At 67.4% G+C, this 13806-nt stretch carries 12 protein-coding genes, 1 tRNA gene and 1 pseudogene; 9 read left to right on the top strand and 5 right to left on the bottom strand.

The features are described from left to right. Window positions 1–402 precede the first annotated feature (402 nt). Window positions 403–2412: an MFS transporter gene (locus ACMA1D_RS15265; RefSeq protein ID WP_414724499.1), complete on the bottom strand. Its 2010-nt coding sequence runs from the start codon at window positions 2410–2412 to the stop codon at window positions 403–405. 842 nt (window positions 2413–3254) lie between these two features. Between ACMA1D_RS15265 and ACMA1D_RS15260 the strand changes: the two genes are divergently transcribed. Continuing rightward, window positions 3255–4181: a hypothetical protein gene (locus ACMA1D_RS15260; protein WP_414724498.1), complete on the top strand. Its 927-nt coding sequence runs from the start codon at window positions 3255–3257 to the stop codon at window positions 4179–4181. Here ACMA1D_RS15260 and ACMA1D_RS15255 read toward each other — a convergent pair. Continuing rightward, window positions 4178–4411 (bottom strand): DNA methyltransferase, encoded by a 234-nt coding sequence (locus ACMA1D_RS15255; RefSeq protein ID WP_414724541.1) that lies wholly within the window; start codon window positions 4409–4411, stop codon window positions 4178–4180. The two genes, ACMA1D_RS15260 and ACMA1D_RS15255, sit on opposite strands and share 4 nt — an antisense overlap. A gap of 1421 nt (window positions 4412–5832) precedes the next feature. Here ACMA1D_RS15255 and galE point away from each other — a divergent pair. Further along, window positions 5833–6828, top strand: coding sequence for a UDP-glucose 4-epimerase GalE (galE, locus tag ACMA1D_RS15250; protein WP_414724497.1), 996 nt, complete (start codon window positions 5833–5835; stop codon window positions 6826–6828). Window positions 6829–6853: 25 nt separating this feature from the next. On the opposite strand, the gene ACMA1D_RS15245 is transcribed toward galE, so the two are convergent. Next, window positions 6854–7321 (bottom strand): hypothetical protein, encoded by a 468-nt coding sequence (locus ACMA1D_RS15245; protein WP_414724496.1) that lies wholly within the window; start codon window positions 7319–7321, stop codon window positions 6854–6856. 123 nt (window positions 7322–7444) lie between these two features. On the opposite strand from ACMA1D_RS15245, the gene ACMA1D_RS15240 reads away from it, so the two are divergent. From ACMA1D_RS15240 to ACMA1D_RS15225, 4 genes and pseudogenes are all read left to right on the top strand, one after another. Further along, window positions 7445–8335, top strand: a complete 891-nt coding sequence (locus ACMA1D_RS15240; protein ID WP_414724495.1) for a TRM11 family SAM-dependent methyltransferase — start codon at window positions 7445–7447, stop codon at window positions 8333–8335. A 697-nt stretch (window positions 8336–9032) separates the two neighbouring features. Beyond that, window positions 9033–9611 (top strand): annotated as a pseudogene (locus ACMA1D_RS15235) (recombinase family protein); the annotation flags it as partial. Next, a complete protein-coding gene (locus ACMA1D_RS15230) occupies window positions 9539–9835 on the top strand; it encodes a zinc ribbon domain-containing protein (protein WP_414724540.1) in 297 nt (98 codons plus the stop codon). The pseudogene ACMA1D_RS15235 and the gene ACMA1D_RS15230, both read left to right, overlap by 73 nt. Before the next feature lie 123 nt (window positions 9836–9958). Next, complete coding sequence (locus tag ACMA1D_RS15225) at window positions 9959–10174, top strand: hypothetical protein (protein WP_414724548.1); 216 nt, start codon at window positions 9959–9961, stop codon at window positions 10172–10174. Window positions 10175–10318: 144 nt separating this feature from the next. On the opposite strand, the gene ACMA1D_RS15220 is transcribed toward ACMA1D_RS15225, so the two are convergent. Further along, window positions 10319–10406 (bottom strand) — tRNA-Leu (locus ACMA1D_RS15220). Window positions 10407–10637: 231 nt separating this feature from the next. Here ACMA1D_RS15220 and ACMA1D_RS15215 point away from each other — a divergent pair. From ACMA1D_RS15215 to ACMA1D_RS15205, 3 genes are all read left to right on the top strand, one after another. Then, window positions 10638–11972, top strand: coding sequence for a M20/M25/M40 family metallo-hydrolase (locus ACMA1D_RS15215; RefSeq protein ID WP_414724494.1), 1335 nt, complete (start codon window positions 10638–10640; stop codon window positions 11970–11972). 177 nt (window positions 11973–12149) lie between these two features. After that, window positions 12150–12383, top strand: coding sequence for a chaplin ChpH (chpH, locus tag ACMA1D_RS15210; protein WP_349993326.1), 234 nt, complete (start codon window positions 12150–12152; stop codon window positions 12381–12383). A 143-nt stretch (window positions 12384–12526) separates the two neighbouring features. Continuing rightward, window positions 12527–13468: a chaplin gene (locus ACMA1D_RS15205; RefSeq protein WP_414724493.1), complete on the top strand. Its 942-nt coding sequence runs from the start codon at window positions 12527–12529 to the stop codon at window positions 13466–13468. A gap of 138 nt (window positions 13469–13606) precedes the next feature. Here ACMA1D_RS15205 and ACMA1D_RS15200 read toward each other — a convergent pair whose 3' ends face one another. Further along, on the bottom strand, window positions 13607–13795 hold the full coding sequence (locus ACMA1D_RS15200) for a DUF5703 family protein (protein WP_349997543.1): 189 nt from the start codon (window positions 13793–13795) through the stop codon (window positions 13607–13609). Window positions 13796–13806 lie beyond the last annotated feature (11 nt).

The raw sequence follows: 13806 nt of genomic DNA, 5'->3' as shown, positions 1-13806 counted from the left end.
GTCAGATGGGGGACCTGGGAGATTCCGAAAGCTCGCCGCATCTGCCGCTCCTTCGCCGTACGCATGACCGCGCCCACCACCGGTTCGGCAGGCGCCGCAGCATCCTCCCACCCCCGCCCGCCACCGGCACCCGAATTTCGCCCGGCCGCACGGACCCGGCCCACGCCCCCGCCTCGCGCGCGCCTGTACCCACACAACCGAACTACGCGCGCCCGCGTACCGCACCCGCCGCCCGCATCCCCACATCTCCGCCCCCGGACAGCCCGAAGGGGGCCCCGCCGGGCGGGACCCCCTCCAGATGCCTCTCATACGCGCCGAGACCTACTGCGCGCCTCGCGCCGGTGCCTGCCTCAAGCCGGTGCGTGCCCCGGGCCGCTCTGCGCACCCTGAAGCAGCCGACCGCTAGCGGCCGACCCCGTCCGCGGCCCTGAGCGCGCTGGTCTGCGCGCTCCCGCTCTCCACGACGTCGTGCGGACAGGCCGTACCGCGCGGGAACTTGTAGCGTCCACCGATGTGGTACGTACCGGGCTTCGGCGCGTGCAGCACCGTCCACTCGTCCTCGGGCTCGCCCTCGGGCACCTCCTGGACCTCCTTGGTCAGGCAGCCCTGGGTGTTCACCGGCGACGCGCCGTCCTCGCCCGCGCGCGGCGGCTCGACGTTCTTGCCCTTGCCGTCTATCAGCCCGAGCCACGGCGAGTACGGCACCCGGATCAGCACCGGACCGGCCGCCCGCACGTCTATGGTCAGCTCCTCGGCGCCGGCCCGCGTCACGGTGGCGGCACCCTCGGCCATCGGCGTGGGGTCGACGACCCGGTACAGCTTCCAGTTCTCGTCGGCCCAGACCTTGTCCAGGTACGGCAGGCCCTTGCTGACCAGCTTGGCCTCCGCCTCGCCCGCCCCGTCGAGCCGGTCCTTCGGCAGCACCACGAAGTGCACCGCCCAGCGCCCGAGCCACGCCCGGTAGCTGTCCGGGGTGAGCCGGCCCTCCTCGTAGAAGATCGGGTTCCGCCCCTTGTCCGCCTGCCGGTTCCAGCCCCGGGCCAGGTTGAAGTGCGGGGCGATGGCGGAGGACTCCACGTGGCTCTGGGCGGGGACCACCTCGACCCGACCACGCTCGGCGCCCGCCCGGTCGAGCTGGTCGAGCAGCGGTTGCAGCAGCTCCTGCTCCCACGACTCCGAGGGCGTGGTCTTGATCACATCGGCCGTCGACTGCGACGCCTGCCCGATCGCCACCACCGCGATGGCCACCGTCAGCGCCGCCCACTTGCGGCTCAGCGCCCGCGACAGGCTCAGCCGCGGCATCTTGAACGGCGGCACCACGGCCAGCAGCACCACGCCGCCGAAGATCATGCCGAACCGGGTGATGTTGGACCCGATCTGTGAGGGGATCGCCCACACCAACACCACCGCGAGCCCGTACAGCAGCGCGGCCACCCGGACCGTCCGCCACTGCTTGGGCGCGAAGAAGAACGCCGCGGCGGCGCTCAGCAACGGCACGATCACCGAGGTGAAGTCCATCGGCATGGTCCCCGAGAACGGGAAGAGCCACGCCGAGAGCGCCACCACGATCGACGGCGTCACACCCAGCGCGTACGCGGCCGGGCGCCGCTTGGTGACCCACAGCGCGGCGGCCACGATGCCCACGTACAGCCCGGCGACCGGGCTCGACAGGGTGGCCAGCGCGGACAGCGTCGCCGCGACCCCGCCCCTGGCCAGCCGGTGCGACCAGCGCCGCGAGCGCCACTTCCGGGGCCAGGCGAAGATCACCGCGACCGCCGCGAGCCCGAACATCAGGCCGAGCCCGAACGTCACCCGCCCCGAGACCGCATTGAAGGTCAGCGCCACGGCCGCGTACAGCGCCGGCAGCATCGGCCGCCGCACCGCACGGCTGCGCACCAGCAGCAGCGCCACCAGCCCCGCGGAGAGCGTGCCGACGATCACCATCGTGGTGCGCACGCCGATCTCGGCCATCAGGTACGGCGAGATCACGCTGTACGAGACGGGGTGCATGCCACCGAACCAGGCGAAGTTGTACGCGTACCCCGGGTACTCCGTGGCGAAGGTCGCCCAGGCGTCCTGCGCGGCCAGGTCGCCGCCGCTGTTGGCGATCAGCAGCACCCACAGCAGGTGCAGCACGCCGGCCAGCGCCAGCGCGGCGCCCACCGGGTGAACGAGGGCGCGCACCGCGCCCTGTCTGATCCGCGCACCCAGGTCGGCGGGCACTCGGATGCCGGCCGACCGTCTGTCCGTCTGCTCGCTCGGCTGCCTGTGCTTCGTCCGGGCACATCCGGCGGCGTCATCGCCGCCACTGACGTCGGCCCGAGCCGGGCCGTCGGTGGTCACTGCGGTTCTCTCCCCAGTCTTCCCCGAGGTCTGCACTTGCCGTCGACGCTCGCCATCGACGCTTGTCATCGACCCGGTCCCCCCGGGACCCGCCCCAGCGCTTCCGGCTTGAGAGCGGCCTTCGACGCTAGCACAGCGCCGGCCGCGACTAACTTGCTGATCGGTTCACCCCGTTGATCACCGCCACGGACCGGCCACCCCCATCCGCCCCTCACCCGGGCCCCCGGCCTCGCCCCGCACCACGACCGGGCACGACCGGAGATCGGTACGCACCAGGCGCGCGCCCAGGCGCCTGCCGTGCCGGCCGGGCCGCCCGGTGACCGTGACCGCTCGGGCACGACCGGTGGCCTAGCCACAGAATCAAGGTTTCGACGCGGCGTCAGTGCGGAGGGTGACGCTCTGACTCAGCCGCCTTTGGAGTACGAATGGCCGTGCAGCAACTCGCCTTGGTGGGGCAACTAGCTGAGCCCGATAGCGGCGCTGCCGCTTCGCTCGACCATCACAACCATCGTCAGGCGTGAGCATCTCCGAGCGGCGTGGCTTCAGCGACGGGACGTCTGCCCCTGGATCGATGACCAGGCCATCCTTGTACGGGTACTCGGCGTCCGCCGCCGAAGCAACGTCGCAGAGCTTGCCCTCCGGTTACCGGCGGAGAGCTGCGCATCGAACTCGACAGCCCCATCTGCCTCGCACTGTGGACGCGTGGGTAGGACCCGATACGCTTCTTCACCTGAGAAGTGCCTCTGGCGGTGGCAGGAACAACGACCTCGACAATCCTCGTTCTTGCTGGTCGGAGGCACTTTTGGCATACCTGCCCACCCGTCGGACAGCCTGCTTCATGAAAACGCGAGGCTAATGGCCCTCAGCGCTCAGGCCCGCTGTTGACTTACGGATACGGCTAGCATGCCCTGATGACGCAGAACATGGGCCAGAACCGACGAGGAACCTTCTTCCCCATCGTTGAAGCTTTTGGCTTCCCCCACGACAGCGGCTCGCCAGCAGCCGCCAAGGCATGGAGAGAGGAAAGCTGCCCGTTTGCGGGTGGCTTGTGTGAGAAGCAGCGCCAATATGGGTTTGGCTACTGTTCAGTCCCTTATGCGGCTAAATGGGATAACGGCCAGCAACGCACCTACGCCGTCTGTGACCACCGGCTCGACGGTCCACCCGTCGATTGGGCCGTGACTGATTTTTTCGGGGATCGGCAGGCGACTCTGGTGCCTGAGGTGGCGGCTACGCTCACTCCAAGACTCAACATCGACTATGTCGCATTCGCGGATGAACCTTCCGCGCCAAGCGGAACACGGCTCATGGCGGTCGAGACGCAGGCAATCGACTTGCGGGGCGGCGGAGTTGGGCCGGCCTGGAACGCCTGGAAAGCGGGCGATGTCCAAGACTGGCGCGCGTATTTCACCGAAGAAGCTAAACGTAAAGGACGCCCCGACAGGATAGACTATGGAGTGAACACTGGAAACGTGTACAAGCGGCTCGGTACCCAAGTGGCCGTGAAGGGTGAATATCTAAAGCAAATAGATGTGCCGCTCTATGTAGTGATGCAGCACAGCATTCTTCAACAACTCCGGTCGCGCATCAACTTCACTCCAGTCGGAGCGGGAATGCCTTGGGACATCACATTTGCTGGCTTCGACTACAGTGATGCTCTGGACTCAGACGGGAAACTGCGGCTCGATCTGATCGAGACTGTCAGAACGACCGTGCCGAACTACCTTCAAGCCATGACCACGAGCAGTGAGGGCGGCGCCCAACGCGAAGACTTTGTTGCCAAGGTCAAGAAGAAAGCTAAAACAATGTCCGCCCAAACCGGCCTATTCGAACTCTAGAACAGGTGCGACTGTGGGTCTCCCTCATCTTGCTTGGGCAGGCCTATCTCGCCCTCGGTTGTCGTGGCGAACTGCCGGTTGGTCACATTCGCACGCGCTGCCGCGGAGAAGTTAGGGGTAATCTCAAATCCCAACCCTCGGCGTCCGGTCTTGACCGCGACTGCGAGAGAGTGCCCCGTGCCGCAGAACGGGTCCAAGGCGAGGCCGCCGGGAGGGCGCGAGCTTACGATTCGCGGCTCGATCAGCTCTACCGGAAAGGTCGCCGAGTGTCAGTCAGAGCCGGGCGCAGCGTTGACTCTCACGACATCCCGAGCGCCATCCTCCACTGCGGGCATGTCGTAGTAGTACTTCGCTCGCCCCTCTTTCGGGCGCTTCACAAAGCGGAAGAAGTGTTCATGTGCGAGCCTCAGTCGGTCCCGTTTCGGGGCGCGGTAGCACATTCCGTTTCTCCCAGATAACGTCGTTTCGAAGAATCCATTCGCTCCGCTTGCATGGCAATAGCGAAGCGTGCAGGGATCAATAGCAGCTGCTTCTCTTGTCGAAACCCTCCCATTGGTGTTTTCCTGCGCATTCTCGGATTGTCGCCCAAACCTTGGCGACCGTCGAAGCGGATACTCGACCATCTAGCGAAATAGGTGTCGTCGACGTTGATCTACATACTTCCGCCCGCCTTCAATGCGGACGCGCCTCGTTGAAGAATTTCGACAAGATTACTCACATACCACTCTGGGAGCGGTTCAAGCTCAAGGCAACCACCGTGAAGTCTGTGCCAGTCGTATGGAGGCGTAACCTCCTTACTCCTACCTTCAGCCTCCCACTCTCGCAGGATATCCTCGTTGTGGTCGAGTCCGTAGGCGCGAAGTCCCCAGTAAGGTGGCGAAGTGATAACCAGGTCAACCAATTCAGCAGGAAGCTTACCCACAAGGTCGAAGGCGCCTCCCTCGTGCACCTCCGCCAAGCTAGGCATAATGTTCTGAGAAACTTCCATATCCTGCCTCAAATTGCACAGCTCCATAGATACAGCCACACGCGCATCCGGCGGAAGTGTATACCGCAACCTCGCAGTTATCCAAAATTGGCATGACAGGGAAAATAGCCAAAGCTAGTGGGTCCAGTATCAATGCAGGCAAGTACTCGCTCTGTTTAGAAAGCCTGCAACAGGCCGAAAGACAAGGGCCTATCTGACGACAGGTGGCGGGCGCCGGGCCGATGGGCCCAGGCCCATGGCGGATGTGTGACCGAGAGGAACCTGTCGGTAAGGTTCCGCGACCGTGCTCGCCGCCAAATTACCCATCGTCGCCATCGGGGCTTCCGGCAGCCCGATCGCAGCCTCCTCTCGGTCGTAACACCACCCACCTAATGTTCGCGGTCGAGCAGCACGTTGATGGTTTCAGCAGGCGGGGCCAAGCTAGGCAACCTGCGATAGCGCACCGTGAGGCAGTGGGCGTCGATTCAATGGCCTCCTTCCTAGGAGCGATCGCCTACGGAGGCGCCTGTCCACGATCCTGACGGAAACCTTGGATAGCGCTTCCGCCAGGCAAGGCGATGGAACGTGCCGATTGGCTGATTCCGCGAGCCTCTACCCGCTGCTCCGCTAGCTTTGCTGTTGATCGTCAACTTGGGTCGCGCATGAGCCAAGAAGGGGCAATTCATGGCTGTTCTCATCGCCGGCGGAGCCGGCTACATCGGAAGCACCGTCGCGTCGGCGTGTCTGGACGCGGGGGTGACTCCGGTGATTCTCGACAGCCTGGTCACGGGCCGCAGGGAGTTCACCGACGGTCGGATCTTCTACGAGGGCGACATCTCGGATGGGGCCGTGGTTGACAGGGTGTTCTCGGAGCACCCGGACATCTCTGCTGTGGTGCACTGCGCGGCGCTGATCGTGGTACCGGAGTCGGTGGCTGACCCGATCGGCTACTACGAGGCGAACGTGGGGAAGAGCCTGGACTTCGTCCGCCACCTCCATCGCAACGGCTGCGATCGCCTCATCTTCAGCAGCTCGGCCTCCATCTATCAGGCCGAGGACGGTTCTCCCGTCACCGAGGACTCGCCGCTGGCGCCGCAGAGTCCCTATGCGCGGACCAAGGCCGTGTGCGAGGAGATGTTCGCCGACATCGCCGCGGCCGGGAAGATGCGGGTGCTGTCGCTGCGGTACTTCAACCCGGTTGGCTCCGATCCCCTACTGCGGACCGGTCTCCAGCTCAAGCGCCCCAGCCATGCGCTGGGCAAGCTCATCCAGGCCCACCAGGAGGGCACGGCGTTCCCGGTAATCGGCGTGAACTACCCGACCCGCGATGGCACGGGCATCCGCGACTACGTGCACGTCTGGGATCTCACCGCAGCCCACATCGCGGCGATCGAGCGGTTCGACTCCATTCTCACCGCATCGAAGCCATCGATCGCGATCAACCTGGGCACCGGTGCCGGCACCACCGTCCGCGAGCTGTGCGCGGCGTTCAACAACGTGGTGAGCACCCCCCTGCTGACGATCGACACCGACCCTCGCCCTGGCGACGTCGCCGGCGGGTACACCACGAGCGACCGCGCTCAGAGCCTGCTGGGGTGGACGCCGAAGCTGCCCCTGGAGGACGGAATCCAGTCCGCACTGGACTGGATTCCCGTACGCGACAAGCTGCTGAAGTACTGAGTCCGCGCCTCGCTCCGCGGAGGCGTCAGTGCAGACTGGCTTCGAGGGCGAGCAGGTGTCGCATGGCTGGAGTGATCCACGCGGTGTCCCAACGGTGCTGGGCCGGGGCGTCCTGGTAGGCGTGGTGAGGGATGTGGAGTGCGTCGAGGAGTTGGTGGCCGGCGGTCCAGTCGGCTGCCAGCGTGCCGATAGCGCCGAGCGCGATGCGGTGGGTTCCGCGCAGGGCTGCGGCGTGGCAGCGCAGGTTGTGCCGTACGTCGTACTCATCGAGTTGCTCGGTGCTGCCGGCAGCCTCCACGAGCTGCGGGTGCGGTGGCCGGTCGCTGAGCAGAGAGGTGTCCCAGACGCTGGCGGCGGTGAAGAGGCGCGGGTGTCGTGACAGCAGGTTCAGGGCTGCGAAGCCTCCCTTGCTGAACCCCAGCAGATGAAGGTGCATCGGTAGGCGAGGCTGCCCGCAGAGGAGGGCGAGGACGGTCGGCACGACGACGTGCACGAGATGGTCCTCCTGCCGACGGTCGGCGCGAGTGGCGTGGCCCACTGTGACCTGGTCGCCTTGTCCGCGATTCGCCACCCGTAACCGCGACGAAGGAGACCTCGCAGTGCCACTTCCCTTTCGGTGTGGAATGCCGCTCCCACCTCCGCAGCGGCACAGCGCAAAGATCGCTACGCGCCCGGCTCATCCGCCCACGCCATCAGCGCCTACTCCCGTCCCGGCGACCTGGTCCTGGACCCGATGTGCGGCATCGGCACCACGCTGGTGGAAGCCATCCGCCTGGGTCGCGACGCGCTCGGGGTCGAGTACGAGCCCCGGTGGGCCGCCCTCGTCCGTCCCAACACGACCACCGCCGTGCGGCAGTCGGGCGCCGGTTTCGGCTCCGTGCGCTGCGGCAACGCCCGCGATCTCACCCGCCTCATCCCACCCGAGCATCACGGGAAGGTGAGCCTCGTCATCACCTCGCGTCCGTACGGGAACTCGGTACACGGGCACGTGCGCTCCACGCGGGAGACGGGCGAACGCGGAGTCGTCAAACGGTGTGACCGCTACAGCCACGACCCGTCCAACCTCGCCCACGTCTCCACCGACCGACTCCTCCACGCCTTCACCGAGATCCTGACCCAATGCCGGGTTGTGCTGCGACCGGGGGGAACCGCGGTCGTCACGACCCGTCCGTGGCGCGAGCGGGGTGAACTCACCGACTTGCCGTCCGCCGTGATCGCTGCCGGCCAGGCAGCGGGACTCACGCCTACCGAGCGCTGTGTCGCGCTCCTAGCCGGCATCCACGACGGTCGTCTGATCCCTCGCTCATCGTTCTTCCAGATGAAGTACGTACGCGATGCCCGTCGCCGAGGCATCCCGCTGGCGGTTATCCAGCACGAGGACGTCCTCGTCTTCACTCGTCCCGGCCCGATGAGGCCCTACCAAAACACGTCAACCGACGTGGGCAGCCACGTGCCCATGGCGGCCGACGATTCGCGCCCCGCGTACCTGCACTCAGCGAAACCGTGATGCGAATCGCTGATCCGCCGCGCGGTCGCGATGGCGGCGACGGGAGCCTGCCCCAGCGCCATCTATCACCGCCACCAGGCTTTGAGGTCGTGCTCCCCGAGGGCGATCCCGTGCTCACCTTGTCGGCCGCCGCTGTCCTGGTGCGCATCCTGCGTCGCCACGCCGAGCAAACTGGCCCTTCGGGCAGAGTCGAGCTATCGATAGACGCCCACAACAACCAACGGCAGAAAGGCCACGGCAGTGGCACACGATGACGTTCCCCTTCCCTGGCTGCGCGCCGGGTGCGCTCCCGCCCCTCCCACGCGTCCCTCAGTGCCCGCCAATGGGATGCGTCGCCTTCTGCGGGCGCGTGTCCACCGAAGACCACCAGGACCCCGACGCCTCTCGCCTGCGGCAGATGAACCGCGCTCAAGCGCTCATCAGTTCCACAGGCGGCACGATCGTCTACGAGTACTTCGATATCGGGCATAGCCGCGCCCTGCCCTGGAAGCGCCGACCTCGCGCATCAGCACTGCTGGCCGGGCTCGCCAACCCCGACCGAGGCTTCGATGCAGTGATCATCGGCGAGCCCCAACGGGCCTTTTACGGCAGCCAGTTCGGCAACACCTTCCCCCTCTTCGTCCACTACGGCGTTCCCTTGTGGGTGCCGGAGGTCGGGGGCCCTATCGATCCGGACAATGAGGCCCACGACCTGATCATGTCCGTCTTCGGCGGCATGTCCCAAAGGCGAGCGCAACCGGATCAAGGTCCGCGTGCACTCCGCCATGTCCGCCCTCGCCCTGATGGAGGGACGGTACCTCGGAGGGCGCCCGCCCTACGGGTACCGACTCAAGGACCTGGGCCCCACCCCCATCTCGCCAAGGCCGCAGACGGCAAACGTTTGTACGGGCTGGAACCCGACCCGGCCACGGCCCCGATTGTGGTCCGCAACTTCACCGATTACCTCAAGGGGCTCGGGCTGTTCGCCGTCGCCGAAGGGCTGACCCGCGACACTATCGCCTGCCATCCCGCTCACGACCGGTCCCGCAATCCCCACCACAGCGGCGTCGCGTGGTCCAAAAGCGCCATCCGCGCGATCCTGACCAGCCCCCGCTACATCGGCCGCAACGTCTGGAACCGGCAACACAAACACGAAACCCTGGCCGACATCGAAGACGTCACCCTCGGCTACGCCGCCACCATGCGCTGGAACAGCCAGGACAAGTGGATCGTCTCCAAGAAGATCGTCCACACCCCCTTGGTAGACGACGACACCTTCGCCCGGGCCCAAGCCACCCTTCGCTCCCGCGCCCCCACCTACAGCACCGCACCCACAACCCCTACCTCTTCCGAGGACGCATCACCTGCGCCCTGTGCACGCGGCGAATGCAAGGGCAGTGGTCCCACGGCGAGGCGTACTACCGCTGCCGCTTCCCAGAGGAATACGCCTTGGCCAACCACGTCCAGCACCCGCGCAACATCTACAAAACTGGGTCATCCCCCCGCTGGACGCCTAGGTGAGCAAGGTGTTCCTCCCGCACCGACTGGAGGACACCATCGATCAGATGTCCCTCAGCACGGCTGCCGAGCCCGAAGGCGCCACCACCACAGCCGCCACGGCCCGGAGAGTCATCACCGACTGCGATGCCAAGCTCGCCACCCACCGCGCCGCCCTCGAAGCCGGGGGCCGACCCAACCGTCGTCACCCAATGGATCGCCGAAACCCAGGCTCGCCGCGTCAAAGCCGAGGCCGACCTCCGTGCCGCCACCCGTGGCCCCACCGCCTGCATGAGCCAGGACGAGATCGCGCGGATCGTGCGTTCCATCAGCGATCTCACCACCGTCGTCCAGAAAAGTTAAGACCGCTGACAAGACCGAGATCTACCGACGCCTCGGCCTCCACCTCACCTACGAAGCCCACCGCGCGATCGTGCGCGCCGAGATCAGACTCGACGAGCGCAACACGAAATCCCCACGGCCAGAGAACAACCGTGGGGATTTAGCTGGTGTCCGAGGGGGGACTTGAACCCCCACGCCCGATAAAGGGCACTAGCACCTCAAGCTAGCGCGTCTGCCATTCCGCCACCCGGACTAGGTGTCTGCCGCCCGGGCCGTGCCCGTTCCGACGTGGAAAACCATAGCAAACATCCGGGGGTGCTCGATCACCCGGCCGGACGGCCCGCGGACCCGTGTGACGAGCGCGTATCGGCAGTATTTCCGCCTTGGGCTGGGCACGGCGGCGCGGGAGTATGGACGGCGGACCACGCCTCGGGCGACCCCGCCCGGGGGTGGACGCGCGGCGTACGAACGACGAGGAGGCAGCGTGAGCGAGTCGAACCCGGCCGGGACCGGTTCCAGCATCACCGGCGAGGACGAGGTCGTCGACCTGTGCCGGGACCTGATCCGCATCGACACCAGTAACTACGGCGACCACTCGGGCCCCGGCGAGCGCGCCGCCGCCGAGTACGTCGCGGAGAAGCTCGCCGAGGTGGGCCTCGAACCGCAGATCTTCGAGTCGCACCAGGGCCGGGCGTCGACGGTCGCGCGCATCGCGGGCGAGGACCCCTCGCGGCCGGCCCTGCTGATCCACGGACACACCGACGTCGTTCCGGCCAACGCGGACGACTGGACGCACCACCCCTTCTCCGGGGAGATCGCCGACGGCTGCCTCTGGGGCCGCGGCGCCGTGGACATGAAGGACATGGACGCGATGACGCTCGCGGTCGTCCGCGACCGGCTGCGCACCGGCCGCAAGCCCCCGCGCGACATCGTGCTGGCCTTCCTCGCCGACGAGGAGGCGGGCGGCACGTACGGGGCGCGCTACCTGGTCGACAACCACCCGGGCCTCTTCGAGGGCGTCAACGAGGCGATCAGCGAGGTCGGCGGCTTCTCGCTGACCGTCAACGAGAACCTGCGCCTCTACCTGGTGGAGACCGCGCAAAAGGGCATGCACTGGATGAAGCTCACCGTGGACGGCACGGCGGGCCACGGCTCGATGATCCACAAGGACAACGCGATCACCGAGCTCAGCGAGGCGGTCGCGCGCCTTGGTCGGCACCAGTTCCCGGTGCGCGTCACCAAGACCGTACGGTCCTTCCTGGACGAGCTCTCCGACGCGCTCGGCGTGCCGCTCGACCCCGAGGACATGGACGGGACGCTGGAGAAGCTGGGCAGCCTCGCCAAGATCATCGGCGCCACGCTGCGGAACACCGCCAACCCGACCATGCTCGACTCGGGCTACAAGGTCAACGTGATCCCCGGCCAGGCCACCGCGCACGTCGACGGCCGTTTCCTGCCGGGCTTCGAGGAGGAGTTCCTGGCCGACCTCGACCGCATCCTCGGCCCGCGCGTCAAGCGCGAGGACGTACACGCGGACAAGGCCCTTGAGACCACCTTCGACGGGGCGCTGGTGGACGCCATGCAGACCGCGCTGCGCGCCGAGGACCCGATCGCCCGCGCCGTGCCGTACTGCCTCTCGGCGGGCACCGACGCCAAGTCCTTCGACGACCTGGGCATCCGCGGCTTCGGCTTCGCGCCGCTGAAGCTCCCCCCGGAGCTGGACTTCGCCGGGATGTTCCACGGCGTGGACGAGCGGGTGCCGGTGGACGGGCTCAAGTTCGGGGTCCGGGTGCTCGACCGGTTCATCGACGCTTGCTGATCGTTCGGTGTCGCCGAGGGGTGTCGACGGGTCCGGAATCGACACGTTTCGCAAGTGACACCCGGGGCGTTAGCTGAGAAGAGTGAACGCCCTGTTTGACGCGTTGCTCGAATACTTCCCCTTCGTTACAGGGTGTGCGGTCCGCGGCTGGGGCCGCATTGCCAACAAGGAGGAAGAATGATCAAGAAGGTCGTCGCTGCTGCGGCTGCCACTGGTGGCCTGCTGCTCGCCGGCGCGGGCGTTGCCGCCGCCGACTCGGGCGCCCAGGGTGCTGCCGTGGGCTCGCCCGGCGTGATCTCGGGCAACAACATCCAGGTGCCCGTCCACGTGCCGGTGAACGTCTGCGGCAACACCATCTCCGTGATCGGGCTGCTGAACCCGGCCCTGGGCAACACCTGCATCAACAAGTGACGTTAAGCCTCGCCCCCGCAAGGGGGTGAGACCCGGGCGGCCCCGGAGTGCGCGCCATGCACTCCGGGGCCGCTGGGCATTGGCGCGGGGCGCGCTCGCGCTCCCGTGTCTTCCGGACGGCAAGAATCAGGGGAACCAAACCTATGCGACAGGTCGCGAAGAAGGGCCTGATCACCATGGCCGCCGCGGGTGGCGTACTCGCCGTGGCCGGCGGTTACGCGCAAGCGGACTCGGCCGCCAGCGGTGCCACCACGAGCTCACCGGGCGTCCTGTCCGGCAACAACGTACAAGTGCCGATCCACATCCCGCTCAACGCCTGCGGCAACACCGTGGACGTGGTCGGCGCGCTCAACCCGGCAGCCGGCAACAGATGCGCCAACGTGGACGGCAGCGGCACCACCGGGAAGGCCAAGCCGGGCAAGACGCCCGGCAAGACGGCACCCGGCAAGACCACGCCCGGTGGGACCGGGAAGCACACGGGCCCGGGGCAGAGCGCTCCGCGGCCTGGCGGGGTGCCCGCGCAGGGCACGCAGTCCGGCGGGGCGCTGGCCCAGGGCGGCGCCCACGGGTCGCCCGGTGTGGGCTCCGGCAACAACCTCCAGGTGCCGCTGCACGTGCCGGTCAACGCCTGCGGCAACACGATCAACGTCATCGGGCTGCTGAACCCGGCGCTCGGCAACAAGTGCGCCAACGACGCCGGACCCGTGGTCCGCGAGACGCCGCCCCAGCCGCCCGAGCGGGAGGAAGTGACGCCGCCGAAGCCCAAGCCCGAGCCGAAGCCCGAGCCGAAGCCCGAGGGCAAGCCACGTCCGGAGCCGGCGCCCAAGCCGGAGCCGGTCAAGCCGCCGCACGCCGAGCAGCCGCCCGGGCCCTGGGTGCAGACGCCCCCGCAGACCGAGACGCACATGGAGCGCGGCCCCGAGCTGCCGGCGTCCCGCTCGGAGCGCCCCGCTGAGGACCTGATCTCCAAGGCCACCGACCAGCTCGCCGCCACCGGCGCCGGTTCGTTGGCCATCGCCCTGCCCGCCAGCGCCGGCCTGCTGCTCGCAGGCACGGTGCTCTACCGCAGGTCGCGCGCCGCCTAACCGCTGCCGCAGGCACCGCCCCGCCCCCGTCGACCGGGTCGGCCGGGGCGGTGCGGGCCGATCCGACACCAGCGGGTGCGCGTCGGTGACCACGGGTGGAGCGCGGCGCGGGCCCAGGGGCATCGGGCCCGCGCCGCGTCACCAGGTCGCACGCAACTGCCGGATGATCCGGCGGCGCAGCCGCACCTTGCGGCTGCCGTCGGGGTTGAGCCGCAGGCGGTCCAACTCCCAGTGTCCGTACTCGGCATGTTCGGTCAGTAGGCGAGTCGTGGCCTTGCGGGATACCCCCCGAGGCACGTACACATCGCAGAATTCGTATTCCGGCATCGCATCTATTG

The organism is Streptomyces sp. 796.1 (genome assembly GCF_047525675.1).
Taxonomy (GTDB): Bacteria; Actinomycetota; Actinomycetes; order Streptomycetales; family Streptomycetaceae; genus Streptomyces.
This window is presented reverse-complemented; position numbering and strand designations above follow the sequence as displayed.

What these genes read in the sequence shown, in the direction of transcription:
- ACMA1D_RS15200 (WP_349997543.1), bottom strand. Translation starts at nt 13,795, where the DNA reads ATGCCGGAATACGAATTCTGCGATGTGTACGTGCCTCGGGGGGTATCC.
- galE (WP_414724497.1), top strand. Translation starts at nt 5,833, where the DNA reads ATGGCTGTTCTCATCGCCGGCGGAGCCGGCTACATCGGAAGCACCGTC.
- ACMA1D_RS15225 (WP_414724548.1), top strand. Translation starts at nt 9,959, where the DNA reads ATGCCAAGCTCGCCACCCACCGCGCCGCCCTCGAAGCCGGGGGCCGAC.
- ACMA1D_RS15260 (WP_414724498.1), top strand. Translation starts at nt 3,255, where the DNA reads ATGACGCAGAACATGGGCCAGAACCGACGAGGAACCTTCTTCCCCATC.
- ACMA1D_RS15205 (WP_414724493.1), top strand. Translation starts at nt 12,527, where the DNA reads ATGCGACAGGTCGCGAAGAAGGGCCTGATCACCATGGCCGCCGCGGGT.
- chpH (WP_349993326.1), top strand. Translation starts at nt 12,150, where the DNA reads ATGATCAAGAAGGTCGTCGCTGCTGCGGCTGCCACTGGTGGCCTGCTG.
- ACMA1D_RS15265 (WP_414724499.1), bottom strand. Translation starts at nt 2,412, where the DNA reads ATGACAAGCGTCGATGGCGAGCGTCGACGGCAAGTGCAGACCTCGGGG.